The sequence below is a fragment of the Porcincola intestinalis genome (genome assembly GCF_009696445.1).
Classification (GTDB): domain Bacteria; phylum Bacillota; class Clostridia; order Lachnospirales; family Lachnospiraceae; genus Porcincola; species Porcincola intestinalis.
In genome coordinates this window covers 24,012-48,041 of the sequence record NZ_VULZ01000008.1, presented here as the reverse complement: position 1 = coordinate 48,041, position 24,030 = coordinate 24,012, and the positions used below count along the sequence as shown (strand labels likewise).

The following is a 24,030-nucleotide window of genomic DNA, read 5'->3' as shown; positions in this document are numbered from 1 at the left end:
TCACAGGTTCAGTTTTCCCGCAGGTTGCCACCTCCAAACGCTTCCGGCAGCAGCTCCTGAAGTTCATACCGTCGAAAGTCTGTCTCGGACTTTGCCAGGTAGATCGGGAAATGCGGCGGGCAGAATTCCTGAAACGCCTGCCTGCAGACACCGCAGGGCGCGCAGTATTGAAGCGCCCCGCCCTCCGGTCCGCCGGCGATGGCGAGTGCCTGAAATTCGCGCTCTCCTTCTGAGACGGCCTTGAACAGCGCCGTCCGCTCCGCGCAGACCGAAACCGGATAGGATGCATTCTCGATGTTGCAGCCCGTGTAGACCCGCCCGCTCACTCCAAGCAGCGCCGCTCCGACCCGGAAATGCGAGTAGGGCGTATACGCCCGCTCCCGCATACGGACCGCCAGCCTGCAGATATCCCGGACCTCCTGCTCTGTCATAATCTCTTCCTCCTGTCGCATCACGCGGACATGTCCTGCGGTGTGGTGTCCTCCACGGACTGCCTTGACGCCTGCCATGCCCGCTCATTCCGATCGACACAGATCAAACAGCCCTTCCGGGCAAAGTCAGTCTCTCCCGTCAGGCATCGTCACGTGCAATCAAAATTCGTATCGCTTCGATGGCAGTGTCGATCGCTCCTTCCGTATCGTGGACCTGCTCATTGTCCAGTCCTGCCTTTGCGCGCTCCTGATTCGCGATCGCAAGCAGCACCGTCCCAACCCGGACATGGAGCGCAGACGCCACGATGAAGAGCGCCGCAGACTCCATTTCCGAGGCCAGTGTCCCGAGCTTCAGCCAGGCATTCCACTTGTTGAGCAGGTCATAGCCCACTGGCTTCGCCTCTGGCTCGTGCTGACCGTAGAAGGAATCCTTGCACTGAACGACACCTGTGTGGTAGTGCCTGCCCAGCTTCTGCGCCGCCTGTGTCAGTGCACAAACAACATCAAAGTCCGCCACCGCCGGGAACTCGATCGGCGCATACTCCCGGCTGGTGCCCTCCGCACGGATCGCACCGGTCGCGATGACCAGGTCCCCTCCCTTGACATCCAGTGCCATGCCTCCGCAGGTGCCGACACGGATAAAGGTATCTGCGCCGCACCTCTTCAGCTCTTCCATCGCAATCGCGGCGGAGGGGCCTCCGATTCCGGTCGATGTGACAGAAACCTTCACCCCGTCGAGTGTCCCTGTGTAGGTGGTGAATTCACGATTGTCCGCAATCAGCTTCGCATCGTCAAAGTGACGCGCGATCTTCTCGCACCGTTTTGGATCCCCAGGGAGAATGACATACCTCCCGACCTCCCCCGGCGCCACCTGGATGTGATAAAGCTTCCCGGATCCTTCTGAATAATCAATCATGTCAGGCATCTCCTTTCCATCTTGTTTCCTTCATATTTCTCACGCTCTCACAGAATCGGACTTCATCTGCTCAAGCTTCCTGTCCGTATCGATCTGCCCATTCCCGGACCCGCTTCTTCATGCCTTCGATGTCCAGGACTCCATACGCAAAGCCCTTCCGGACAAGTTCCTCCGGAAGCAGGTCGTCATACTTGTCAAACACCGGTACCTCTTTCGGGTAAAGCAGCTCCATCGGGTCAAATGGCTTTTCTGCCTCCTCCCCCAGAATCCGGAAGAACTCCGCTTCGCTGACCCCGAGGGTAAACTGGATAAAATACGGTCTGACAGAGTTGAACCCCTTCAGCCCGAGCCTGTCGGCACACCGAAGCCGCAGCAGCCGCTCCAGCGCCAGAAATGCATAGCTTCCAAGCCATGGAAACAGGCAGTACATCCGCTCACCGAGACAGATCAGCGGCCTGTCATTCATGCCGGAGGCCGCTGCCGCCCTTCTGGCTGTGAGAAGACGGGCTCTCGCATGTTTCCTCAAGTAGGGATAATCCGTATTCTCGCGCAGTACCTGCGCCATTCGCTCCAGAATCCTTGTGTGGATGTCTCCCGGCTCATCCCCGAAATAGGCCGGCACATTGCCCTTGATCATGTGGACGTAGACCTGGTGATGCACCCGGTCAACCTCCTCGCAGACCCACACATGACCGGCGATTGCAATCCGCTCCCCCACTGGCGGCGGCTTCACGATGGTTCCGATCTCCTCCGATTCGCAGCGGACACTGTACTCCTCGTTCTCCTGAAACACAGCGTAGAACTTGAACGAGTTTGTGATCCGTTCCCCGGCCAGTCCGACAATCAGCCCGCCCTCTTCTGTCCACTGGATCTGGTCCGTCTCCAGCAGATGATGCAGCAGCACTTTGTAGTCTTCGGCTGTGATATTGTGGAAGTAAGCCAGCGTCAGGACGCGGGAGGCGAGCTCCTGCGGCGTCATTTCCCCGCAGGAGGCGAGCGTCGACATCGTCTGGTGGTAAAGCAGGCTGTAGGGCAGACGGCCGTCTCTCGGCGGCTCGACCCAGCGTTCCTCCAGATACAGCTGCACCAGCGCAATCCCCTGAATCAGGGACCAGGGAATCGTGTCCGGAAACAGGTCCCGGGGCTCCGCATGTTCCTCGCGCATGACAAACCACATCTCGCAGGGCTCCCCACGCCTGCCTGTCCGGCCCATCCGCTGCAGAAATGACGATACCGTGAAGGGCGCCTCTACCTGAAAAGCGCGCTCCAGCCGACCAATGTCGATCCCGAGCTCCAGCGTCGAGGTTGTGCAGATCGTCATGCGGTTGTCGTCATCCTTCATCTGCTCCTCCGCACTCTGGCGGAAGGAGGTCGCGAGGTTTCCATGGTGGATCAGGAAACGGTCCGGCTCGTGATTTTTCTCGCAGTACTGACGGAGCGTTGTCGTGACAGCCTCGCACTCCTCGCGCGAATTTGTGAAAACCAGGCACTTTTTGCCCCGCGTATGCTCGAAGATATACCCGCAGCCTGGGTCCGCCGCATATGGTGCTTTGTCTGTCGCCTCGCAGCGCGGCGCCAGGATCTCCGGTGCCGGTTCTTTCTTTATAGCACCCAGGTGTGATGCAGCTGTGTCCTGCTGCCTGCCCACCTGCAAAGCGAATAGACTGTCCCGCTCCTGCCCGTTTTCTGGCATGGCAGCAGACGGCTTAACCTGCTCCTGGCGGCCTGCCGGTGCGGCGGATGGACTGCTCAGCTCCTGACGGTCTGCCGGTGCGGCAGATGATCTGTTCAGCTCCTGACGGCCTGACGGTACGGCGGTCAGGCTTGCTGATTGTACAGTTCCAGGAATCATGGTGTCTGTCCCGATATACCATGCCTCGTCTGCCTGCGGGGCACTGTTATAAAAGTGTTCCATCGACAGCCGCCACTGCACCCCTTTCGTTTCAATTCTCGGGATCACACAGCCCCTGCCGGAACCGGCGGACAGAAATGCTCCGGCTTTTTTCGTATCGCCGATGGTCGCTGACAACCCGATTCGCCGTGGCCGGACACCTGCAAGACGTGACAGCCGTTCAATCAGACACAAGGTCTGTCCGCCGCGGTCACCCCGCAGCATGGAATGAATTTCATCGATCACAACAAACCGCAGATCGCCGAACAGGCTCGGTATATCCGCATGCTTGTGTATCAGAAGCGCTTCCAGTGACTCCGGTGTGATCTGAAGAATCCCGGATGGCTTTCTCATCAGTCGTTTCTTCTCTGAAGCCGACACATCTCCATGCCAGTGCCAGACCGGGATCTGTGCATCCCTGCACAGATCGTTCAGTCTCAAAAACTGATCATTGATCAGCGCCTTAAGTGGTGCGACGTAGATGCATCCAACCGACCTTGGCTCATCCTCCGAAAACAGCGTCAGAATCGGGAAGAAGGCGGCCTCCGTCTTTCCAGAGGCCGTTGAGGCACAGAGCAGAACGTTCTGGTCGGTGTTGAAGATGGCTTCCCCTGCCGCAACCTGGATTGCCCGCAGATTCTCCCATCGATTCTCGTAGATAAAATCCTGTATGAACGGTGCATAGCGGTCAAAGATATCCATAGCCTGTCCTTACAGCGTAAATGTCGCCAGCTCGTCCGCATCCTCTCTGTCGGTGTTCTCCGGCTTGACGAACGAGCTGCCCACAGTGCTTCTGCCGGCTGTCTGTGCGCCTGCCTGCATATTCTGCGAAATCCCCGCCGATGTGTCTGCCCTCGCATTCTGCGGAATCCCCGCCAATACATCTGGCTTTATGCCCTGGGTATATTGCAAAGTGCCTGTTGACATATTTCCGAAGGCCTGGCCCTTCAGCAGCTCTCCAGCGGTCTTCTCCGGGTGCTGATACAGAATATCCAGAAGCTCGATGAAATCCCGGATGATCTCGCGGGGCGTGATGTGCGAATCTGCTCCGACCCGGCTGTACTCCATCTGAATAAACTGCACCCGCTCCTCCTGCCGGATGCGGCTTCCATACCCGTAAAGCCCCGCATGCATATCCGTCAGCTTTTCCGTCAGGACAAGCATTTCCTCCGGGGAAAGCGGCTCCAGACGGATGACCGGTGCCATCATATCCCGGGCGCCCTCCACCGAAAACCTGCCCTCCTGCAGACGAGAGCGGAGTGCCTCATAGCTGTAGACACCGCGGCGCGTATCCTCGATGCACTGCGGCGTACCGGACATCAGCATCCCGATATAGTGCGCTTTTCCCTGGAGCGCGTCATTGTACATCGTCAGAATCTTCTCGTAGTTGTTGTTGCGCGCGACCGAATTCGGGATCTTGTAGATGTTCACAAGTTCATCGACAAAGACCATCAGTCCCTGGTAACCGGCCTGCCGGAAGAAAAACGCGAACAGCTTCAGGTAATCGTACCAGTCCTCGTCTGTGATGATGACATTCACCCCCAGATCCTGCCTGGCCTCCGTCCGTGTCGGGTACTCCCCTCGGAACCACTTGAGAACCTTCGCCTTCTGTGCGTCGTCTCCGTTCTGCTCTGCCTCGAAGTACAGCGTCAGCAGCCTTGCAAAATCAAACCCGTGAACCATCCCGCTGATCGAATTCACCACCAGACTGATCTTCTCCGCCACGCGCCCGCTGAATGCCGATGAGCTGAAGGAATCCATGCCCTCCATGATCCCCGGTACCGACTGGATGGAAGAAGCCGCCCCTCTCATCTCCTCCGGCACCGGCTGGGCAGACGAAGCCGCCGCTCTCATTTCTTCCTGCACCTGCATCTGGATCCCTGAAATCCACCTGTCCAGCACCAGCGACAGGGCACCGCCCTCCGGCTTCGTCCTGGTTGCCAGATTCCCGATCAGCTCACGGTATGTACCCAGTCCCTGTCCCTTCGTCCCGGTCAGCTTCCGCTCCGGGGACAGGTCCGCATCCATCACCACAAAGTTCCTGTCCATGACATAATTCCGGATCGTCTGCAGCAGAAAGCTCTTTCCGCTTCCGTAGCGCCCGACAATAAACCGGAAAGACGCCCCGCCCTCCGAAATCACATCCACATCCGAGAGCAGCGCGTCAATCTCCGCCTTCCGTCCAACCGTGATATAAGGCAGACCGACCCGGGGGACGACACCACCCTTCAAGGAACCAATTACTGCCTGCGCGATCCGCCTCGGCACCCGTCTTTTCGTCTGATTCTCAACTGGCATGCGCTGCTCCATTTCTCAAAAAACAAACTCGTTCAGCCTCTATGATACATCACGCGGGCAGTCCTGGCAAAGAAAAGCACCTCACCGCAGCGAGGTGCAAAATCATTCATCCTATTGTTCTGAATGCCTTCGGTGCTATACTCTTTCATTGCAGGCAATGATCTGCGATTGAAAGGATTATTTTTATGAAAACCAAAGCCCTGAAAGCCGCATTTCCATACACCATCCCCATCTTCGCAGGATTCTGGTTTCTCGCGCTTGCCTATGGAATCCTGATGAATGTCAACGGCTTTTCTTTCATCTATCCCATGTTGATGAGCATGCTGATCTATGGCGGCTCTCTCGAATTTATTGTCGTGACGATGCTGATGTCCCCTTTCGCCCCTCTGTCAGCCCTCGCTGTGACGCTTCTGGTGCAGTCGAGACATCTATTCTACGGAATTGCCATGCTGGATCGATTTCGGGGGATGGGATGGAAAAAGTTCTATCTGATTTTCGGCATGTGCGATGAGACCTTCTCGATCAACTATTCGGCAGACATTCCGGAGGGGGTTGACCGTGGCTGGTTCATGTTTTTTGTCACACTTCTGAATCAGCTCTACTGGGTTTCCGGCGCCACCATCGGCGGCCTCATCGGATCCTTTCTAAAATTCAACACAAAAGGACTTGACTTTGTGATGACCGCCATGTTTGTAACGATCTTCATGAACCAGTGGATGAAAGAGAAGAAAAAAGATACCGGTCTGATCGGCATCGGTGCAACCGCTGCATGCCTTGTCCTGTTCGGTGCCAAATCCTTCATGGTTCCGGCAATGGTGACAATCCTGATTCTTCTGACCATCTTCAGAAAACCGATCGAACAATCCTATCAGGAGGCAGAGATACAATGAGTCCGATGACCATTCCCCAGCAGATCATCACAATCGCCATCTGTGTCCTTGGCACGATGCTTACAAGATTCCTCCCGTTCCTGGTTTTTTCTTCGAAGAAACCGACCCCGAAGTACATCGTGTATCTGGGAAAAGCCCTGCCATGCGCTGTGTTTGGCATGCTTGTCGTCTACTGCCTGAAGAATGTTTCCATTCTCTCTGGGACGCATGGTCTTCCGGAATTGCTTGCCATTGCCGTCACAGCAGGGCTTCACCTGTGGAAAAAGAATATGCTTCTGTCCATCGCGGGCGGAACCATTGTGTATATGCTGCTGGTGCAGCTCGTATTTTGACAAAGATGGCCGATTCTTTCTCTTGACATACTTCGGCTGTCGTAGTACATTCAGTTTGTCAGATATACTTCATCTGTCGTAGTATGTTAGTCGTAGTACGACAGGCGAATATTCCAAGACCTGACAGAAAGGAGATGCCATGGGAATCAGCAGTGATGTCATCCGCGGATGCAATGACACAATCATACTGTGCCTGCTGCTGGACGGTCCGTCTTACGGATATGAAATATCCAGAAGAATCCGGCTGATGACAGAAGATGCTTATATCATAAAGGAAACCACCCTCTACTCGGCATTCACCCGTCTTGAAAAAGAAGGCTGCATTGAGTCATTTCCGGGATTTGCAGAAAACGGCAAACGGCGCACCTATTACCGGATCACTGAATCCGGGCGCCGCTACTATCGTGAAAAATGCGAGGAATGGGGCCTGACGAAAACTGTTGTAGAGAGATTTATCAGGGAGGAGAATCCATGAACACCATACGCAGTTATCTGGAATCGATGTTTGCAAAGCTGCCGAATACGCCGGACGTCATCAAAGCAAAGTGTGAGCTGGGACAGATGATGGAGGACAAATATACTGAGCTGGTCAACGAGGGAAAATCGGAGAATGAAGCTGTTGCGCAGGTGATATCAGAATTCGGAAATCTGGATGAACTTGGCGACGTTCTCGGCATCAGCAGTATCCTGAATCATGAATCCAGAAACTTCACCGCCGGACGTCAGGTAACACTTCAGGAGGCACAGAGCTATCTTGATGATAAGGCCTGTTATGGCCTGTTTCACGGGCTGGGAACCTTTTTCGCCATCATCTGTTCCTGCGGAATCATTCTGGCCGGCTCACTGGAAAACGGTTCACAGAAAACCATTGTATCCGGACTGCTTTTTCTGTTCATCTCCATCGCGGCCTGCGTGGCATTACATACCTACAGCAGCCTGCAGATGAACAAATGGAATTATCTGAAAAAGGAGCCCTGCAGCATTGATTACGGTACTGCCGGGATGATCAATGACCTGAGACGCAACACGCACGATACGTCCATTCTTCAGCGGACGATTGCCATTCTGCTTTTCTGCACCAGCTACATTCCGCTGATTGTTCTGTCTATGCTGACAGGTCAGAGTGTGTTTGTGGGACTGGGTGTTGATATCCTGCTTTTTATGGTCGGTCTGGGCGTTCTGATTCTGACCGTCAGCTCCTCCCGTGAGAACGGTTACCGCACTCTTCTGAATCTGAACAACAGCTCCTGTTCCTCCGAATATTACAGCCAGAACAATGGAAAAAACTACTATGAAAACAAAACCGTGCGCATCATCATGTCTGTTTTCTGGCCGACAGTAACATGTGTGTATCTGATCTGGAGCTTTCTTTCCTTCGCCTGGTACATCACCTGGATCATCTGGCCACTGGCTGCCGTCGCCGACTCCTTGATAAAAGCCATTTTCGGAACAAGAAAAGAGGAGGATCAATCATGAAGAAACGAAACCTCTACCTGATCCTGATGTCACTGGCCACCACAGCTGCAATCATCCTGGGAACGCTGTGGCATGTGGGAAAACCTGTCTTTTTACATTCAGATCATAACTTTTCTTTTTACTTCCAGGGGAAAAACAACACGGAGACAACAAAAAAACTGGAATCCTTCACCGGACTTCAGATCCATCTGCAGAATGATGACATTCAGATTGAAACAGGAACAGAATATAAAATGACTTATACAGGCCCGAAAGATGCCGTTCCCACCGCCGAAACGGCAGACGGCATCCTGACTGTCCGTAACAGCGGAAACAGATCCGACAGAACCGGCGGAATACTGACGGTTACTGTTCCGGCCGATCTGAAAGCGCTGCAGGATGTTTCCCTGGACACCAGCAATGGTGATATTTGTATCGAGCCGAACGATACGATCACGGTAAAAAATCTGACACTAACAAGTGAAAACGGAGATCTCTCGCTGGAACAGTGTCATGGCTCCGTCCTGAAAGCCTCCACAGACAACGGAAATATCGGTATGGAACACGTAAGCTTTGAGCAGTCAGACCTGAGCAGTGAAAACGGAGACCTTATTGTCAATTTGGATGACAGCATAAAAAACTACACGGTATATCCCTCGACCTCATCCGGTGATATCACCATCGGAGACACTTCATACAGCACGACGAACGGAGCCGAAAACCAGATCACCATCGGCAGCGGTCAAAAGGTTCTGAAAGTACGGACACAGTCCGGTGATATCGAAATAGAGAACTAACTGCACTTGACCGAATTTCATACACTGTTATACCTGACCAGGTTTCCTATCTTCAAAAATCGGCACCCGCCTCTCCTTTGGAAAAGACGGGTGCCGCAGAAATGGCTCACCAGTGTATGGACCTGCAGCAATCACTTGTACAACTCACCGTACTCTCTCTTATCAGTAAACACCAGAACAAACGAAGCAATCACTGCGATCATCGTCATTGCAACAGAAAAAATCCATGCCGGTTCAGAACCATAATGATCAAACAGCCATCCGCTGTTCCACTCCACTATCCCTGTCATAAAAGCTACTGAAAAGCTGGTTATGCCATATATTCTTCCTCTAAAATTTGCTGAAACCCTGTCCGCAAGAAATGCCCCCGTTACGATCGTCGTCAGTATCTCTCCCAGCGTAAAAAGTGTTATTGAGACATAATATCCCGCAATCACTCCAAATGAAAGCGCAAATGCTCCAAAGCTCAATGCCTGCAGGATGATTCCGAGCAGATATTTCTTTGTCATAGCCACTTTTTCCATAGCCATTGTTATTACAGGTGTAAGTACCACTACAATGATACAGTTCAGGCTGGTCACTGTTCCATAAATAATGGATCCATTCTCAGGATATGCCTTTGAGATATCAAGCGGCATCAGATAACTGAATTGGGAATAAGCCCCCTGATAAAAACTCATGGCAATCAGAAAAAGAAGCAGAGTTGCACTGTTTTTTACAACCCTTAAAATATTCCCATCCTGCCCCTTAACCTCTTCCCTGGATTTTTTCTTATTCGTTCCGTTGTATCCTTTATAAAGAAAGCGATCAGGACTGTTGATACCGATATAGACACTCCACTTATTACAAAGCAGAGCCAGAGATAATGATCAAAAAGTATTCCTGCAATGGTTGGCGACAGTATCAGTCCAATGTTCCCGCCCATGTAAAGCAGTGAAAAAGCTTGTTCTCTTTTATCTGATGGAGTGATATCTGCCACCATAGCCTGATATACAGGTCCTTCCAGTGTCTGAAAAAAAGCACCTGTCAGGGTCACACATAGCGTATACAAAGTGAGTGGGAGAAAACCGCTTATTACAAACGATACGATCGAAACGACGTCACACAATATTATTATCTTTTTTTTGCTGAATCTGTCTGCAAGCTGTCCACCCCATATATTTGCAGGTAAAAACATAAATCCGGTTATTATAAAAAACAGTGCTGTCTGCGTTGCATCAAGTCCCAGCTTCCTATTTAGTATCAATGTCATCATTGGCCATATCATTGCGCCAAGATTCGTTACGATCTTTCCAACGAAAAGGATGAAGTTCTCTCTTCCCAAACCTTTATACTGTGAAAATATTTTCATACTACCCGTTTCTGTCATATTCCCAAAATCCCACTCAGGATTCATGCCCTCTAAGGAGTTATGTTACTTCCATGCTTGCAGCGCAATTCAAAAATGCCATCATCCCTATAAACGGGGGTGGGGGTCGGCATTCTCCATCCTTTCGATCCGGCCTGACCAACGGTAGTGTGCACCTCGATCAGAATGAATAATGGGGTGATCGTTTTCCTTAAGGGTTCCGATAGCGTTATCAAGCATCGTATTGACCAGTTCGGCATCGGGAGAAGTTCCTATAGTCCAGGAAACAGATAACCCATCAAAACAGTCAATAATCTGAGAAAGATAGATTTTTCCTGCCGGTATATGAAACTACGTGTTTTATCATGGTCAGGCAGCCGTGCTTACCGTACCGGGTACCTGCAGCAGATGATCCTGATGGATCTTGTAGTAACATAGTCCGGCGATATCTGCCAGGATCCAGCCAATGGGAATGGCTGCCCAGATGCCGGTCTCCTGAAAGATCGGTGCGAATACATAGGCCAGAACAACCCGCAGGCCGAGTGAGATGATGGTCAGTACAAGTGAGATGCCTGGTCTGTCAATGGCACGGTACAGACCATAGAGCAGAAAGAGACAGCCGATGCCGACGTAGAAGGCACCTTCAATGTGCAGATAATGCACACCGGATGCGATGACCTCTGTTTCCGATGCAGAGATGAAGACTTTCATCAGGAACGGTGCATTGACAACGACAAGTACAGACAGGATGGCAGAGAATAAGGTACTGATGACAAGGGAGGTGTGGATGCCTCTGCGTACACGGTCAGTATTGCCGGCACCATAGTTCTGGGCAATATATGTGGAGAAGGCATTGCCAAAGTCCTGAACAGGCAGATAGGCAAAGGTATCAATCTTGACCGCTGCTGCAAAAGCAGCCATGGTAACCGGTCCAAAGCTGTCTACCAGTCTTTGTACAAGCAGGATGCCGAAGTTCATGCAGGACTGCTGGGCACAGGTCAGAAAGGACTGATTCCAGATTTCCTTGAGTACAGCAGGATCCGGATGAAAATCTGATCTGGCAGGGAGCAATTCTTTTTCTTTTGTGATGGTATAGAGCAGAATGCCGATGCCGGAAACATACTGTGCGATGATGGTGGCGATGGCAGCACCTGCGATGCCCTGGTGAAAGACAAGAACAAACAGCAGGTCCAGAATGATGTTCATAACTGTGGATATGGCAAGAAACCAGAGCGGTACAATGGAATTGCCGATGGCACGCAGGCTGCAGGCAAAGAAGTTGTAGAGGGATGTGGCCAGAATGCCGGCAAAGATCCAGGAAAGATAGAGACGCATGCCGGTGTAGATCTGATCCGGCACAGCCAGAAAGTGCAAAATGGGATCCATGCCTGCATAGACGGTAATGTTGATGACAACGGCGATGGCCATGATCAGTACAAAGGCTTGGGCACAGCCTTTTTTCAGAGATGTTTGATCTTTGCGGCCATAGCAGATGGAGAAGTATGCACCAGCACCCATGGACATTCCAAGAAAGATCGAGGTGAGAAATGTCATCAGCGCATAGGCAGAGCCTACTGCTGCCAGGGCATCCTTGCCAAGTGCCTGACCGACAATCAATGTGTCTGTCATGTTATATAACTGCTGCAATAGATCACCGGCAATCATTGGCAGTGCAAACAGCAACATGCCTCTGGCAATACTCCCCTTTGTCAGATCTCTGTTCATTTCTGCACCATCCCCTTACAAATAAGAAATCTAAGCATTTCGTATAGTAATGATTCTATGCATGAAAAACTCATAATGCAATAAAATCCGAGGTGTTCCCTGACAGTTTCCGCTGTATGGGCCATACCTTTTTCACTGAGTCTTCCCAAAAATGTATGAAGTCTATGTTTATCAATCGTATCAATCTGTTCACCCAGAACCATGGATACCCTCTTCAGATTCGAGGTTAACGGCACCATGGTCACCGTCCTTTATAAGACCGGTACGATCTCTGATTCACGCCAGCTGTATTTTGACTATTTTCTGCTGCTAATTTTATTTGCCGAATTTAGTTGAAATTATTCTCGGAACGATGTACACTCCGGGCAAGGAGGTGATGATTGTGATCGCGCTTGAAGCAAATCAGAAATACTACACGACCAGTGAACTGAAAAACATGGGCTATTCTTACTACAAGATCGGCCAAATGGAAGAAAACAGTCAGCTGCACCGCATCAACCGGACCACATACGAGAATCTCTCCTATCAAGGTGACGAGAATGATTTCATCAACGCTGCTGCGTATGTTCCGGACGGTGTGATCTGCCTGATGAGTGCCGCCCGATATTATGAACTTACGAATTTCCTGCCAGACGTTGTCGATGTTGCGATCGACCGGAAGAAAAAAGTCAGTACTCTTCCCGACTGGCCGGAAATCAAGATATTCTATTTTGATCCTTCCCGTATGGAAACCGGTGTTTCACAGATCGCGGAAGGCGGCGATTCATTCCGTATCTTTGACATTGAAAAGACCGTCGTTGATATCATCTACTACCGCAATAAGATCGGCATTGAAGAAACATCAGAGGTGCTGCGCAACTATCTGAAAAGGAAGGATCGTCAGATCGACCGGCTTTATAACTATGCCAAAATGCTGCGATGCGAAGCTATTGTAAGAACTTATCTGGAGGTGCTTGTTTCATGAACGCAGATTCCGTAAAGGCAAGACTGAAGAATTTCGCTGTCAGCTCCGGCTGCACGTTTCAGGACGCTCTCGTCTATTACGGGCTTGAGCGTACGATCTACCGGATCTCGGTATCTCCGTATGCCGGCCATTTTGTTCTGAAAGGCGGCATCTTTCTGTACGCCATCTTCGACAGGAAGTACGAGCGGGCCACGACAGATGTTGACCTGCTGGCCAGACGTATCTCAAACAGCGCTGAGGAAATGAAAACTGTCTTCCGTGATATCTTTGCCCAGGACACCGATGATGCTCTTGTTTTCGACCTTGATTCCATTACAGCGGAAGATATCACAGAATTCAAAGAATATCATGGACTGCATATCTCAGCGGTCGCATATCTTGACCGGACCAGAATTCCAATCGGAATTGATATCGGATTTGGTGATGTGATTTATCCGGATGCCGTGGAGATGGATTTTCCCGTGATTCTTGACATGGAAGCACCCAGAGTTAATGCATATTCCTTGGAATCTTCCATTGCCGAAAAGCTGGAAGCAATCGTCAAAAACGGCTTTCTGAACAGCCGTTATAAGGATTTCTACGACATTTTTGTGCTCTCAGAGAAATATCCTTTCAACTATAAAAAACTGAACAACGCTGTCACGGAAACCTTTACAAACCGGAATACTCCCATCACTATGGACACGCCGGCATTCAGCAATGAGTTTTTGAGTGATTCAATACACCAGACCAGATGGAACTCGTTCTTGAAAAAGAAAAGAGCTCTGATCCCGGTCTCAATGAATGATGCTATATCCCGGATCAGAACATTTGTAACACCCCTTCTTACTCAACCCAGTGTGCCAGTCACTGAATGGGATCCGAACGAGGGCTGCTGGAAATAAACCATTATCAGTGAATCCCTCTTTGCCTTGCTGTTTGATTCTGTTTCTCCCAGCAGCTGATAATCCAGGCTCACATGGAAGTACTCCTCCATCTCCACGGCCAGCTCCAGCGATCCGGTCCTGGTACCGGCTTCGATCTTCCGGTAATGGGTATCTCTGAATCCCGATCACGGCGCAGACACACCTCGCAGAGTGGATGAAGCTCTAAGGACTTCTTGCTCTCCCGGCTCCAGCGGCTATTGTATCCTCGGCCAGCGGCTGACCGGTTCTTCTCTGGATGCATCGTCTTGTGTTTCTCACAGTACTTTTGTCCCGGCGCGACCAGTTCTGCACAGCCGGGGTGCCTGCAAGGTACTTTTGGTTTCATCGGCATGTCCATCGCCTCCATTCCTGAGTTTTCCCACGTAAAAGGCCCCAGAGGTTTTATCCTTCGAGGCTTCATACTTTCTTCATCCTATCTTCCTGATTTACTATATCATGATTGGCAGATAGTGAAAAATCCCTACCTGCGCGGCTATTGTACATCGACCCTTGCCATCAATACTACCGTCTCAACATGCTCTCCTCTGCTCGATCGGTTTATGATCAAATTCTAGGCCCAGTATGCCGTTAACTTGGTCGGCATCTTGGTCGCTTATCTTGGTCGGTCACCGATCAAGTTGCTTTCTCCTGTACCTCTGATTTCGGCTGTTAGGCTTGTCGGGAATTGTCATTTCGATAACTCCTTGTGCTAATGCCGGATTCAGATTGCCATGCGAGAGCACTTTGATCCTGCCGACCTGCTCGCTGATATCTCCCACAAGATTGGTTGTCTTATCCGTCATGTGAAATGGCGGTTTATACTCATTCATTGATGACATCTCTTCCATATCTGCCTGCTGCCAAATCCGTCTTTCTTGAAATCTGAATTCAGGCAGGTGATCTCTATCGGTATGATCTTCAAAAGCCACATAGGCTCTTCGAGTTTCTTCAATGCTTCCATCGGTATCTTTCTGAACTCCGCGGCATTCTTATATTCATCGGAGAACAGCCCGACAAGCTCCGCTGTTCCTTCGATCTGCAGCGACTTCAATCCGCCAAAGGACGCGCCCGTCTCGAAGACCGCTGCCGCGATACGCTTATTCTCCTTCAAAGCTTTGAACTTGAGCCCACCTTCGGTGAAGATCCAAAGTGCTCCCGTATACCAACTGTACTCAAGCGGCGTGCAACGAATAAAATCCTTCGTGGCAGTCGCCAGGGCAAGAACCTTATGGGATAATAAGAACTCGTCTATCCAGCTATACAGAGTATCAGCATCCAGCTTCTTTTCGTTTTCATCTTTACGAGTCCAGAAGGACTCAGCAAGTGCATACTGTTCGTCAGTCATTTATTCTTCCTCCTACAATAAGGTTGTGGGTAACAGAATACCTGGCAACCAGTCAGGATCTGCTCCCCCCTTCATTGCTAAAGCTGTAGAATGGTATGGCTCAGCAGATATCATAATATCGTCCCGCTGCATAACCTTAATTTGAACCTGTCTACCATCAACAACTCCATCATGTCTCTTCGCAGAAGCATCATAAAGATCGATAAAGTAATAATTAATATGTTGCCATTACTTCCACGATGCTGCCAACTAAATGCCCGTCTGTGGTGAAATGGCATCCAGGGACTTCTGTCTCAAGCTCAGATTCGATTATTATCAATTCTTGTATCTTACTCTGGACCAATTCCATTTCTTCTTTTCTATGTGTAATCTATCTGTTCCACTTACCCGTTCCTTATCTCACCATTTGTACATTTCAAGAAGTGTCTTCACAAGAGCATCTGTTCGCTCAGTTATCTTCTTAATAGTCCATGTGTCTTCATTCACGACATCCTGATTCAAATAAAGGCCGTTACGATAACCGACATCTTTCGTTTTGTCTTTTGATTTACGGTCGCGTTTTTGTTCAAAAGCCATATTAGAAAGGTTCTGATTATATCCAGTAATTGTGAGATTCCCGAGCGTATGGACATAGTCTGAGCGATACTGCTTAGCAAGCATCTTATCTCCACCAGCTATCATATCGACCCATGAGTCCGGGATATTTTCCCCTTCCGGGAAGATATGTTCAATAGTCCAGATATACTTATTGCTGTTATCTCTCGCCCAAAGATCAGAATAGATTTCCTTCGTCTGATGACGTGCCTCGATGCTACAGAGTATGAATCTCGTCGCTTCCGGATTTTCATCGTATATTGAGCCTCTAAGTTTTTCTTCGAACAATTCATCAGATGCAGCGACTGCCTGCAGGCGATCATGTATCACATTAACAATATCATCACCTTGCAGCAGCTTTGCCTCAGCAATGACGTCAATAAACAACTGTGTCAGTTTTCGTGTGTTCGGAACGTCTGTTACATTACGGCGAACGAAAAATGTAATGAGTGTTTTGATGATGGAATTGAGATGATCATCTGTCAGCTCAAGCTCCGCCTGATTCGACATAATATACAGCATCAGAATGTACGATGGCGCACCAGAAATACGTTCCAGATCCTGCAAAGCTGGTGTATAAGCATATTCCTCATCACTGTTATTGACGATCAATGAGTATTTTTGAGATTTCGCAAGAAGATCATCCAGCAATGTAACATAATCGCTTTTGATCATTTTCTCGTAAATATCAATCAGTGTTGTTCTGGTCGCCAAATACCCCAAATAATACTTCTTATCAGGAACCTTATATGGTGCATTCAATTCTTCACGAAATGCATTATAGTACTGACGGAAAAATCGTTCCTGAACGGCATAATCATCCTGGCCAACATTGGAGAGAATCTGTTTCCAAAGCTCATAGCTATTATCAGCTTCTGCCTCTGTAGCAGCCTGCGCTATAAGTGTATTCTTTATCAGATCAAGCGCCGAAAGCGGAACACCTCGATGATTCAATGATTCAAAAAGCATGTAGGCATCTTTATTGGTATCTACTTCGATTCCCACAAGAACAGCCTGCTCAAATTTGCTCTTAATACTGAATAATGCACTAATGTCATCAGCATTCGAGTTTTCACTCTTTATCTTTTCCACCTCATCTTCAATCAGCTTGATAAAGTGACGATACGCCTTTGCGATCCTTCTATTGCCAAAATTTAACGGTCTGCTCTTTTTGGCACTGATCACTCCTTTTTCAGAAAGAATATACGAAAAATCCTCATCATTCATATTTTGCTTTTGCAGAATCAAGCGCTGCGTATAATCATATTTTCTACCCGTTGCCGAAAGGATCTGCTTCTTGTTTGCAAGTTCGCTTCTTAAGTTCGATAAATCCGTTTTGTCCTCAAGTTCCATCTGGCTCTCGAGGGCGGACAGTTTTTCATATAGAGCTGTCAGTAATAATGACAAAGTTGAAAATCTTTGCTGCCCATCAATCACTTCAAGAACCGTACCATTTAAGGAACCACTGTTTACACAAATATATGAGCCAAGGAAATAGCCGCAGTCATTTTCGGTGACATCATTAAAGAGTGCATCCCAGTCATTAATTCCCCATGTGTATTCTCTTTGATATTTGGGAATCCGATAAACCCTATCGCTATTAATTGAAAAGATGTCAGCAACTGTGGTCTGGTCTACTGTCTTAATCATCCTGTTTCTTCCTGCCACCTGTATTTCTTAAGCATATCCATTTTTAGTAAAGCCATCTCGCTGCATCTTAGAAATTTAATTCTGGTATTTTCCGGCTCAAATGTATCCGCTTCGAATGTATCAACCACTGTGACTACCTTACATCGTGCGGATAGACACCTACACACCTCATTGCACCTTTAATCTCGCCGTTTTCATAATAATACAGACCAGACCAGTCACTTTGAACATATTCATTTCTACTTGATGCTGTTTTATAGAGCTTGTTCGCCAAAGTTGTCCAAAATAGAACGTAATCATTTGTATTCAAAAATTCATTCAGAGCATCCTCTCTTATGAGAAGTCCTTCAGCACACCCTGCCGTTCTACCATCGATAATAATGAGTTCATTGTTATCATTATAAAAGTGGCCATTATACTCTTTTTGATGTAGGCTCAATCCTTTGATTAGTAAACCGTTTGGCATACATATACTGATTGCATCATCTATTGATCCATCATACTCGCCCTCCCATATATACCCGCTTGTTAAGGGGGCATATTTTCCAAGGGAGGCGGCAACATCCAGATCAAGTCCGGACTCAGACGGCAACTCAAGAACATGCCATGGATGATCAAATATACTCTTGTAGCCATTAGACCAAGCATATTCCATATTAAACAATGAATATTCTTCCGGAAAATCTGTCATCCATCTTCCCTAGAAGTTTGCTTGTTGTAATATTTGTAAAAAAGCAGCTGCATTTTTCTTTTCCACAACACAAGCATATGAATCAATCCAGAGACACTGTCCACCTTCGGAGAATCCTGTTTTGTATTGACTGTGGTATATTTCATTTTCATAATCCGTTCTATGCATCAGATAGATCCAGGGTGTTCCATGATTATCTTTTACTTTCAATGCATTACCATGTTTTTGAATGCATTCCGGTTCAATCACAGCCCATTGTGACAATTCCTCAATTGTCATATCAGTGCTATCTATAAAGCCAGAGCACATTTCAGCCTTATCAAATACCGGATCATTGGTAGAACCAAAGAAGTGCACATTTAGTGTTGGATCAAAATCCCTAATCATTGGATTCCACGGACCTTCATATGAAGCTGATTGACCATATTCATACGATTCAATTGAATATTTATCTGATAAACGAGCCAATATATTAAAATATGCTATCCACTCATACTTTTTACCGATCCGCTCTAATTTTTTATTTTCACTTCTCGATGCACTCCGACATTCATGTGTGTCATAAAAGCCAAGTGTTTTTTCTTCGTATCCCAACTTGTTCTTTATAAAGTCAATAGCATAGTTATAACATTGCTCAATATCTGCCCCTATAAAATCTTCGACACGCGATTGAAAAACATATCTTCCAAAATCACCATACATTCCTATACCAACATTGGCTTTGTCCGGAGTCATTGACATCTGTATTAAATGTAGTCCTGGTTCTGAGTCATAACTTGCTTCAACAGGTGGTGCTATCTGTGGAAATTCAATTGCAGGGTATGGTGGAGTAATCTTATTTACATCGATTTCATGCTCAGATCCCGGATATTCGAACAGCCACCTTTCGATTATCATTCTTGCGTAGTCACGCAGCAAAATATCCGGATATACATCATCCCTATTGAAAATCAGTTGATAAACTTCTTTTGCCAGAAGTGAATACTCTTCTTTATATGCCTTATTCCGTTTTATGCATGCACCAAGAATGATGCCATAAAGTCTTTGCAGAACATATGGATCATCACAGCCTTGATATAATCCGATTAAATATTTACAATGGTTAAAATTTGTCCGTAATATTTCAATCATTGCCTTTGATGCTTTATCGCGTACAATACGATTACTTGAACTTAATGTCCATGTCAGCAAAATCAATAACAGCCGACTCTCATCAGTAGACCGAAACTGATATTCTCTACCGCTTTGAATATATTCAATTAATTGAAGCATGCGATCTTCGCTATTGAGACCATTCACAAAAATCGTCCACTGTCCATCTCTTTCCGCAAGCTTTTGCCTAATTAGTATCGAATGTAACCGATCAGCATTCAATGGATGGTTGGGTGAAGCGCTATGTCGGACAAATAAACTTAAAATATCCTCAATAGGGGCACCATACTTCTTTATTACATCGTAAAATGATACCCATGTGTAATCTCTCCCATCTCTCCAATCAAAGGATTTATAATACCGTGAGAGTATTTCATTCTTTTCTGAGAACCAGTCTTTACCATCATCACTGAGATCATCAATTATGCTTATACATTCCTCATGATATTTTTTCGCATACTCAGCGCAGCAAGCTATGAATAACTCTATATTGTTTCGATTACAGACTTTTCCGTCGGTAATACACAGTATCTGATCTTTCATTACCTGATAAGCATTATCTTTGCTGTCGCAGCTACCAAGCAAGTATTTTGCGCAAGCAAGCTCTCGGAATCTATCATAAGAAAAGCAGACATACTCTTCGCCGTTTATAGGTATATCCATAAACAATCCAGTAGACTTCAATAAATGAAAATACTCCACTTTGCTATTTGACAAACCATACGTATCCCAAAAGCGCATTGCTAATAAATCTTCTAACGGAATTGAGTGGGCAAAGCCGCTATCTAATATCTTCATGCAAAAATCTTTAACAAGCCGCCCTGCAAGGTTGATATCCGAAGAAATGCCTAATGCAGTTCTAGTCTCTTTATCAGCCTTCTCAATCAAACGCTCAAAAACTTCATCAATTGTCGGATAGCTTCCGCTATATGTTTCACATAATAATGATAGAAATAAAGGATTTGACGCCTCTACTTCTAAAGCAGCCACTGGGGTAAATGGTATTCCATAATGATTCATAAAATCGCTTGCTGCTTCTAATGTATTGTCCGAAAAGCCAAAATGAATCACATGTAAAATGTCCCCTCTGTGAATTAGCGATTCGATTTCATCAGAGAGGACTGTACTTTGATACCCATCTCTGCATGAAACCAATAGTTTTAGATTGTTTCTTTTTTGAATCTCATTGACAATCTTTGGAAGTCCCTGTCGCCATACTTCTTTGTTTCTGGATTCATTGAGGGCATCTATATATATTACGATCTTCTTTTGTAACCGATCACCAAATGCATCTAAGACATCAAGTAATGTAACAAAATCTGCATGAACACCAAGATTAGTCATTACCTGCTTGAAAATGTCTTCATCAGAAATATACTGCTGTCCCAGCAATAGCAAAACAGGCGTTCCACTTTCCATAGACTCTGAAGCTATTAATGCTATAGAGTGTGATTTCCCGATCCCTGCTTCTCCAGTCATAAGCATTATTTTACTTAATATCGCTTGCTGTTCATTTTTATTAAGAGATAGTAGTTCTGGAATTGCCATTAAACGCTCAACTTCGAGAATTTGCCTGTAAATCTCGTTTTTCTTTTCACGCGAAAGGAACTGACTAGAAGATTGCGTTTCTTTTTTCTGATTACCATTATTCTCTTCAAAATGTTCAAATTCATCCCGAAGTTTGAGAAGTTTATCTTCTAATTGTTTAATATCGTCGCTCAACTCATCTTTTAAAATGGAAGACCAGCTTAAAGCGTTTACGATTGTTTCATCGCTAACATCTGGTAAAGAAGATATAATACCTACTGCCTTCTTCTTAATAGGGATATTTGAATACCTTGAAATCGTTGCTATCTCTTCTATTGCTAGAATCTTTTTATTATTGATATACTTTATGGCTTTATTTCCGCTCGAAAATAATGACAACATTAGTTCCGTTGTATTATCTACATTGAAGAGTGGATTATACCTCTTGTCCAATATTGCGATACTTCGATTCAATTTTTCCTTAAACCAGTCATCATCTGGAACAAAAGTCCCAAAATAAAGCTCTGCAATACCAGGGTGATTTTCAGCCATTTGAAGTATTGTTAAATTTGTTACTGGTTCTAATTCTATCCCTGCTTCCTTTAAAAGATTTAAGATATCAGTATATGCTACAGATGTTACAGTCACATCTTTGTTGCTAAAGAGATATATCTTGTCAACTTTTCCCGAGTAATATTTTACAGCCATTTTTGCAGAATGACGAACCTGGCCATAATCCATCTTCTCAAACCATTTTGATTGAAAACTGATTCGTGTTTTACTATCACGTGATAAAACAGGATCGATTTCGATTCCAGGATTATTAGGGTTTGAATGGGGAATAGACTCATTATGGGCATAGTAGTGCTTAAACAAATGCCAACATAATCTTTCAAATTCTTTGGTTGGGTTCTCATGAATATTTGCGAACCTTTCCCATGTAATTTCGCTAGCCAGCATATTCTATACCCTTTCTTAATCCTTCCGTAAAATAACGGTTTTATTCCACTCCCAACGCCTTATACACTGCATCTTCGGCGCTATTATAGAAAATCAGATTAAAGCTTCCGACCAGATCCGCGGGAACAGTACCGAGATCCCCTGCAGAGGTTATCGGAAGTAATACTTTTTTCGCACCGGAATCCAGGCACACCTGCAGCGCATTTGCAAGCTCATCTACCTTGATGATACTACCGCTGATGCTGATTTCACCAAGGATCGCCAGTGTACTGACTGCTGGTTTTCCAAGCGCAATGGAGCACAGCGCAATCAAGGTTGGAAGCGCAAGCTTATCGGTCATACCGATCCCCTGTAGATCCTGATATCCGATAATATAGTCTTTATTCGTCGTGCTGATCGATCCGCTGATCCGCTTTCCGTTTGCCTTCAGAAAATTGAATGCTGTATTCGTGGCTTCCTTGGCATCCCGGTCAGATCCCAGACCAGTACGTTCAAACTTTCCGCTTCCCGGAAGCATCTGTGACTCCAGCCGGAATACACCGATCATCCCAGACTTGCCGCGGGATACTGTGTATACCTGCCCCGGATTGCACATACCTTCAGGGATCAGCTTGCCACCGCCCTGTTCCGGAACTGAGACGAATTTTTCTTCGAAAGTTTCATCGTCGATGTAGCTGAAGTTTACGTCGTAGAACTCCATGCCTCCGAGTTTCTTGAGCTGTTCCTTAACACGGCGACGCATCTCCAGTGCCATTGTCAGGCACTCTGCAACATCGTCTTTTGTAAAGCTTCCATCCGGATACAAGAGCTTAATGTACCCGTCTACCATCTTACGCACAGCTATGGTGTCTCTCTGATTGAGATTCCGTCCAAGGCGGAAGTACTGGTCCAGCGCATCCCCATAATTTTCCTTGCGCAATTCCCGAATGAATTCCGCCAAATAGTCCGTGATGAAACCATAGTCATCCGTAAAGTGTTCCGGACGAAATTTAGGAATTTCCCAACCGGGATTGTAGCAATGCATACGGTCAAGGAAGGCGGTGTCTGTTCCCATCTCTGGCGGGAACGGATCAAAGAGACTGGATGTCTTGAGAAGCACATCCACACTCTGATTGATATTGCCGACAAAGACCATAGAAGCAGAGGCCGAGATCTCCTCTTTTCCACGTGCAAAGGATCCGGACGCCATATAGTCCTTCATGATTTGGACTCCATCCTTATCCTTGAAATTAATCCCGGCAACCTCGTCAAAAGCAACACAGTCCCAAAGACCGACTAAGCCGACCTGACGTCTGCCCATGTTATAGAAGAGGTTGGCAACCGTTGTCTGTCCGCCGGACACGAGAATACTGTTCGGAGAGATCTCCTTGTACAGATGGGATTTCCCAGTGCTGCGCGGACCTAGCTCACAGAAATTTAAATTGTTCTCGACCAGCGGCAGCATCCGGTTCAAAAGCAGCCACTTCTCACGGTACGTGAATTCATCCGGTTCCATCCCGGTGGAACGAAGCAAGACATCAATCCACTCTTCCTTGGTAAATGCTTTCCTGCCCTGCTTCAGTTCTTCCAGATCGATATGTGGCATCTGCACCGGTGTAAGAGAGCGAATGCGAATCGGTGAGAAGTCCTTTTTCTTCTTATACTTGACGCCAGAATCATTAAATTCTCCATACCCTTCGACATCGGCATCTTCATCCGATTCATATTCCAGCTGTACAATACACCAGATTCCTCCGCAAAGAAGACGATCGTACTTTTCCGGATATGTCTCACCAATAGGAATGCCGGTCAATCCCATGTTCGTAAAAGACGCTTCATAGCGATCCTTCTTGATGTTAAGTTCAACAGATACCATGTCGATGATGGTATAGCTTCCATGCTGGCGAAGAAGCGAGAGAATCTTCTGTGCCTCATCCGGACGGACATAGTTATTTGCAAGGATCTGCTTTACATTCTCAACGCCCTGCTGAATCACTTCTTCATCATCGGAGCTGCAATACTGCCCAAGGAGAAATTCCAATACATAGATCGGAACATTGGCTCCTTCCTTGATTTTCTTTGTAAGGTCTTTGCGGACAATCTTCCCTTGAAAATTTTCCCGCAGCTTTGCACGTATGGTATCTCTGTTTGTCGTCCTGACTTCTGCACTCATTACATTA

The 24,030-nt window shown here is 47.2% G+C and carries 23 protein-coding genes and 1 pseudogene; 7 read left to right on the top strand and 17 right to left on the bottom strand.

Annotated elements, in window-relative coordinates; all coding sequences use genetic code 11:
- Positions 1 to 8 precede the first annotated feature (8 nt).
- The 4 genes from cdd to FYJ35_RS08415 form a co-directional block, all read right to left on the bottom strand.
- Positions 9 to 452: a cytidine deaminase gene (gene cdd, locus FYJ35_RS08430; protein WP_268892540.1), complete on the bottom strand. Its 444-nt coding sequence runs from the start codon at positions 450 to 452 to the stop codon at positions 9 to 11.
- 118 nt (positions 453 to 570) lie between these two features.
- Complete coding sequence (gene udp, locus FYJ35_RS08425; protein ID WP_154525508.1) at positions 571 to 1,347, bottom strand: uridine phosphorylase; 777 nt, start codon at positions 1,345 to 1,347, stop codon at positions 571 to 573.
- A 70-nt stretch (positions 1,348 to 1,417) separates the two neighbouring features.
- Entirely contained in the window at positions 1,418 to 3,940 is a 2,523-nt protein-coding gene (locus tag FYJ35_RS08420) for a DEAD/DEAH box helicase (protein WP_154525506.1), read from the bottom strand.
- A 9-nt stretch (positions 3,941 to 3,949) separates the two neighbouring features.
- Positions 3,950 to 5,536 carry an ATP-binding protein gene (locus FYJ35_RS08415; RefSeq protein WP_154525504.1) on the bottom strand — a complete coding sequence of 529 codons (1,587 nt, stop codon included), beginning with the start codon at positions 5,534 to 5,536 and terminating at the stop codon, positions 3,950 to 3,952.
- A 185-nt stretch (positions 5,537 to 5,721) separates the two neighbouring features.
- On the opposite strand from FYJ35_RS08415, the gene FYJ35_RS08410 reads away from it, so the two are divergent.
- The 5 genes from FYJ35_RS08410 (at position 5,722) to FYJ35_RS08395 (ending at position 9,010) form a co-directional block, all read left to right on the top strand.
- Positions 5,722 to 6,426 (top strand): AzlC family ABC transporter permease, encoded by a 705-nt coding sequence (locus FYJ35_RS08410; RefSeq protein WP_154525502.1) that lies wholly within the window; start codon positions 5,722 to 5,724, stop codon positions 6,424 to 6,426.
- Between the two features lie 5 nt (positions 6,427 to 6,431).
- Entirely contained in the window at positions 6,432 to 6,758 is a 327-nt protein-coding gene (locus FYJ35_RS08405) for a branched-chain amino acid transporter permease (protein ID WP_154525661.1), read from the top strand.
- A gap of 139 nt (positions 6,759 to 6,897) precedes the next feature.
- Positions 6,898 to 7,233: a PadR family transcriptional regulator gene (locus FYJ35_RS08400; RefSeq protein WP_154525500.1), complete on the top strand. Its 336-nt coding sequence runs from the start codon at positions 6,898 to 6,900 to the stop codon at positions 7,231 to 7,233.
- A complete protein-coding gene (locus FYJ35_RS14430) occupies positions 7,230 to 8,234 on the top strand; it encodes a permease prefix domain 1-containing protein (RefSeq protein WP_205839778.1) in 1,005 nt (334 codons plus the stop codon). The genes FYJ35_RS08400 and FYJ35_RS14430 overlap by 4 nt, the downstream gene beginning before the upstream one ends.
- Positions 8,231 to 9,010 (top strand): DUF4097 family beta strand repeat-containing protein, encoded by a 780-nt coding sequence (locus FYJ35_RS08395; protein ID WP_205839777.1) that lies wholly within the window; start codon positions 8,231 to 8,233, stop codon positions 9,008 to 9,010. The genes FYJ35_RS14430 and FYJ35_RS08395 overlap by 4 nt, the downstream gene beginning before the upstream one ends.
- Before the next feature lie 131 nt (positions 9,011 to 9,141).
- On the opposite strand, the gene FYJ35_RS08390 is transcribed toward FYJ35_RS08395, so the two are convergent.
- The 5 genes and pseudogenes from FYJ35_RS08390 to FYJ35_RS15400 all read right to left on the bottom strand — a co-directional run bounded on the left by FYJ35_RS08390 (position 9,142) and on the right by FYJ35_RS15400 (position 12,322).
- A complete protein-coding gene (locus tag FYJ35_RS08390) occupies positions 9,142 to 9,696 on the bottom strand; it encodes an MFS transporter (RefSeq protein WP_328597071.1) in 555 nt (184 codons plus the stop codon).
- Between the two features lie 38 nt (positions 9,697 to 9,734).
- Positions 9,735 to 10,406 carry an MFS transporter gene (locus FYJ35_RS08385; protein WP_154525494.1) on the bottom strand — a complete coding sequence of 224 codons (672 nt, stop codon included), beginning with the start codon at positions 10,404 to 10,406 and terminating at the stop codon, positions 9,735 to 9,737.
- Between the two features lie 81 nt (positions 10,407 to 10,487).
- Positions 10,488 to 10,709 (bottom strand): annotated as a pseudogene (locus tag FYJ35_RS14425) (DDE-type integrase/transposase/recombinase); the annotation flags it as partial.
- A gap of 18 nt (positions 10,710 to 10,727) precedes the next feature.
- Positions 10,728 to 12,083, bottom strand: coding sequence for an MATE family efflux transporter (locus FYJ35_RS08380; protein WP_154525492.1), 1,356 nt, complete (start codon positions 12,081 to 12,083; stop codon positions 10,728 to 10,730).
- Positions 12,080 to 12,322, bottom strand: a complete 243-nt coding sequence (locus FYJ35_RS15400; protein WP_154525490.1) for a type II toxin-antitoxin system PemK/MazF family toxin — start codon at positions 12,320 to 12,322, stop codon at positions 12,080 to 12,082. Before FYJ35_RS15400 ends, FYJ35_RS08380 begins: the two co-directional genes overlap by 4 nt.
- Positions 12,323 to 12,459: 137 nt before the next feature.
- Between FYJ35_RS15400 and FYJ35_RS08370 the strand changes: the two genes are divergently transcribed.
- Both FYJ35_RS08370 and FYJ35_RS08365 read left to right on the top strand, forming a co-directional pair.
- A complete protein-coding gene (locus FYJ35_RS08370) occupies positions 12,460 to 13,047 on the top strand; it encodes a type IV toxin-antitoxin system AbiEi family antitoxin domain-containing protein (protein ID WP_154525488.1) in 588 nt (195 codons plus the stop codon).
- Positions 13,044 to 13,931, top strand: a complete 888-nt coding sequence (locus tag FYJ35_RS08365) for a nucleotidyl transferase AbiEii/AbiGii toxin family protein (RefSeq protein ID WP_154525486.1) — start codon at positions 13,044 to 13,046, stop codon at positions 13,929 to 13,931. The genes FYJ35_RS08370 and FYJ35_RS08365 overlap by 4 nt, the downstream gene beginning before the upstream one ends.
- 647 nt (positions 13,932 to 14,578) lie before the next feature.
- On the opposite strand, the gene FYJ35_RS14705 is transcribed toward FYJ35_RS08365, so the two are convergent.
- The 8 genes from FYJ35_RS14705 to brxL all read right to left on the bottom strand — a co-directional run bounded on the left by FYJ35_RS14705 (position 14,579) and on the right by brxL (position 24,023).
- A complete protein-coding gene (locus FYJ35_RS14705) occupies positions 14,579 to 14,800 on the bottom strand; it encodes a Fic family protein (protein WP_235906466.1) in 222 nt (73 codons plus the stop codon).
- Positions 14,779 to 15,297 (bottom strand): pyridoxamine 5'-phosphate oxidase family protein, encoded by a 519-nt coding sequence (locus tag FYJ35_RS08355; protein WP_154525484.1) that lies wholly within the window; start codon positions 15,295 to 15,297, stop codon positions 14,779 to 14,781. The genes FYJ35_RS14705 and FYJ35_RS08355 overlap by 22 nt, the downstream gene beginning before the upstream one ends.
- 12 nt (positions 15,298 to 15,309) lie before the next feature.
- Entirely contained in the window at positions 15,310 to 15,501 is a 192-nt protein-coding gene (locus FYJ35_RS15395; protein WP_408634785.1) for a hypothetical protein, read from the bottom strand.
- A 10-nt stretch (positions 15,502 to 15,511) separates the two neighbouring features.
- On the bottom strand, positions 15,512 to 15,646 hold the full coding sequence (locus FYJ35_RS15390) for a DUF6998 domain-containing protein (protein ID WP_408634777.1): 135 nt from the start codon (positions 15,644 to 15,646) through the stop codon (positions 15,512 to 15,514).
- 50 nt (positions 15,647 to 15,696) lie between these two features.
- Positions 15,697 to 17,541 (bottom strand): DUF262 domain-containing protein, encoded by a 1,845-nt coding sequence (locus FYJ35_RS08350; RefSeq protein WP_154525482.1) that lies wholly within the window; start codon positions 17,539 to 17,541, stop codon positions 15,697 to 15,699.
- A gap of 133 nt (positions 17,542 to 17,674) precedes the next feature.
- Positions 17,675 to 18,232, bottom strand: coding sequence for a hypothetical protein (locus tag FYJ35_RS08345; protein ID WP_154525480.1), 558 nt, complete (start codon positions 18,230 to 18,232; stop codon positions 17,675 to 17,677).
- Positions 18,233 to 18,241: 9 nt separating this feature from the next.
- On the bottom strand, positions 18,242 to 21,871 hold the full coding sequence (locus FYJ35_RS08340) for an ATP-binding protein (protein WP_154525478.1): 3,630 nt from the start codon (positions 21,869 to 21,871) through the stop codon (positions 18,242 to 18,244).
- Between the two features lie 40 nt (positions 21,872 to 21,911).
- Positions 21,912 to 24,023: a protease Lon-related BREX system protein BrxL gene (gene brxL / locus FYJ35_RS08335; RefSeq protein ID WP_154525476.1), complete on the bottom strand. Its 2,112-nt coding sequence runs from the start codon at positions 24,021 to 24,023 to the stop codon at positions 21,912 to 21,914.
- Between the last annotated feature and the right edge of the window lie 7 nt (positions 24,024 to 24,030).

Coding starts and splice junctions, on each gene's coding strand:
- cdd (WP_268892540.1), bottom strand. CDS start 452: ATGCGACAGGAGGAAGAGATTATGACAGAGCAGGAGGTCCGGGATATC.
- udp (WP_154525508.1), bottom strand. CDS start 1,347: ATGATTGATTATTCAGAAGGATCCGGGAAGCTTTATCACATCCAGGTG.
- FYJ35_RS08420 (WP_154525506.1), bottom strand. CDS start 3,940: ATGGATATCTTTGACCGCTATGCACCGTTCATACAGGATTTTATCTAC.
- FYJ35_RS08415 (WP_154525504.1), bottom strand. CDS start 5,536: ATGCCAGTTGAGAATCAGACGAAAAGACGGGTGCCGAGGCGGATCGCG.
- FYJ35_RS08410 (WP_154525502.1), top strand. CDS start 5,722: ATGAAAACCAAAGCCCTGAAAGCCGCATTTCCATACACCATCCCCATC.
- FYJ35_RS08405 (WP_154525661.1), top strand. CDS start 6,432: ATGACCATTCCCCAGCAGATCATCACAATCGCCATCTGTGTCCTTGGC.
- FYJ35_RS08400 (WP_154525500.1), top strand. CDS start 6,898: ATGGGAATCAGCAGTGATGTCATCCGCGGATGCAATGACACAATCATA.
- FYJ35_RS14430 (WP_205839778.1), top strand. CDS start 7,230: ATGAACACCATACGCAGTTATCTGGAATCGATGTTTGCAAAGCTGCCG.
- FYJ35_RS08395 (WP_205839777.1), top strand. CDS start 8,231: ATGAAGAAACGAAACCTCTACCTGATCCTGATGTCACTGGCCACCACA.
- FYJ35_RS08385 (WP_154525494.1), bottom strand. CDS start 10,406: ATGAATCCTGAGTGGGATTTTGGGAATATGACAGAAACGGGTAGTATG.
- FYJ35_RS08380 (WP_154525492.1), bottom strand. CDS start 12,083: ATGAACAGAGATCTGACAAAGGGGAGTATTGCCAGAGGCATGTTGCTG.
- FYJ35_RS15400 (WP_154525490.1), bottom strand. CDS start 12,322: ATGGTGCCGTTAACCTCGAATCTGAAGAGGGTATCCATGGTTCTGGGT.
- FYJ35_RS08370 (WP_154525488.1), top strand. CDS start 12,460: ATGATTGTGATCGCGCTTGAAGCAAATCAGAAATACTACACGACCAGT.
- FYJ35_RS08365 (WP_154525486.1), top strand. CDS start 13,044: ATGAACGCAGATTCCGTAAAGGCAAGACTGAAGAATTTCGCTGTCAGC.
- FYJ35_RS14705 (WP_235906466.1), bottom strand. CDS start 14,800: ATGGAAGAGATGTCATCAATGAATGAGTATAAACCGCCATTTCACATG.
- FYJ35_RS08355 (WP_154525484.1), bottom strand. CDS start 15,297: ATGACTGACGAACAGTATGCACTTGCTGAGTCCTTCTGGACTCGTAAA.
- FYJ35_RS15390 (WP_408634777.1), bottom strand. CDS start 15,646: ATGGAATTGGTCCAGAGTAAGATACAAGAATTGATAATAATCGAATCT.
- FYJ35_RS08350 (WP_154525482.1), bottom strand. CDS start 17,541: ATGATTAAGACAGTAGACCAGACCACAGTTGCTGACATCTTTTCAATT.
- FYJ35_RS08345 (WP_154525480.1), bottom strand. CDS start 18,232: ATGACAGATTTTCCGGAAGAATATTCATTGTTTAATATGGAATATGCT.
- FYJ35_RS08340 (WP_154525478.1), bottom strand. CDS start 21,871: ATGCTGGCTAGCGAAATTACATGGGAAAGGTTCGCAAATATTCATGAG.
- brxL (WP_154525476.1), bottom strand. CDS start 24,023: ATGAGTGCAGAAGTCAGGACGACAAACAGAGATACCATACGTGCAAAG.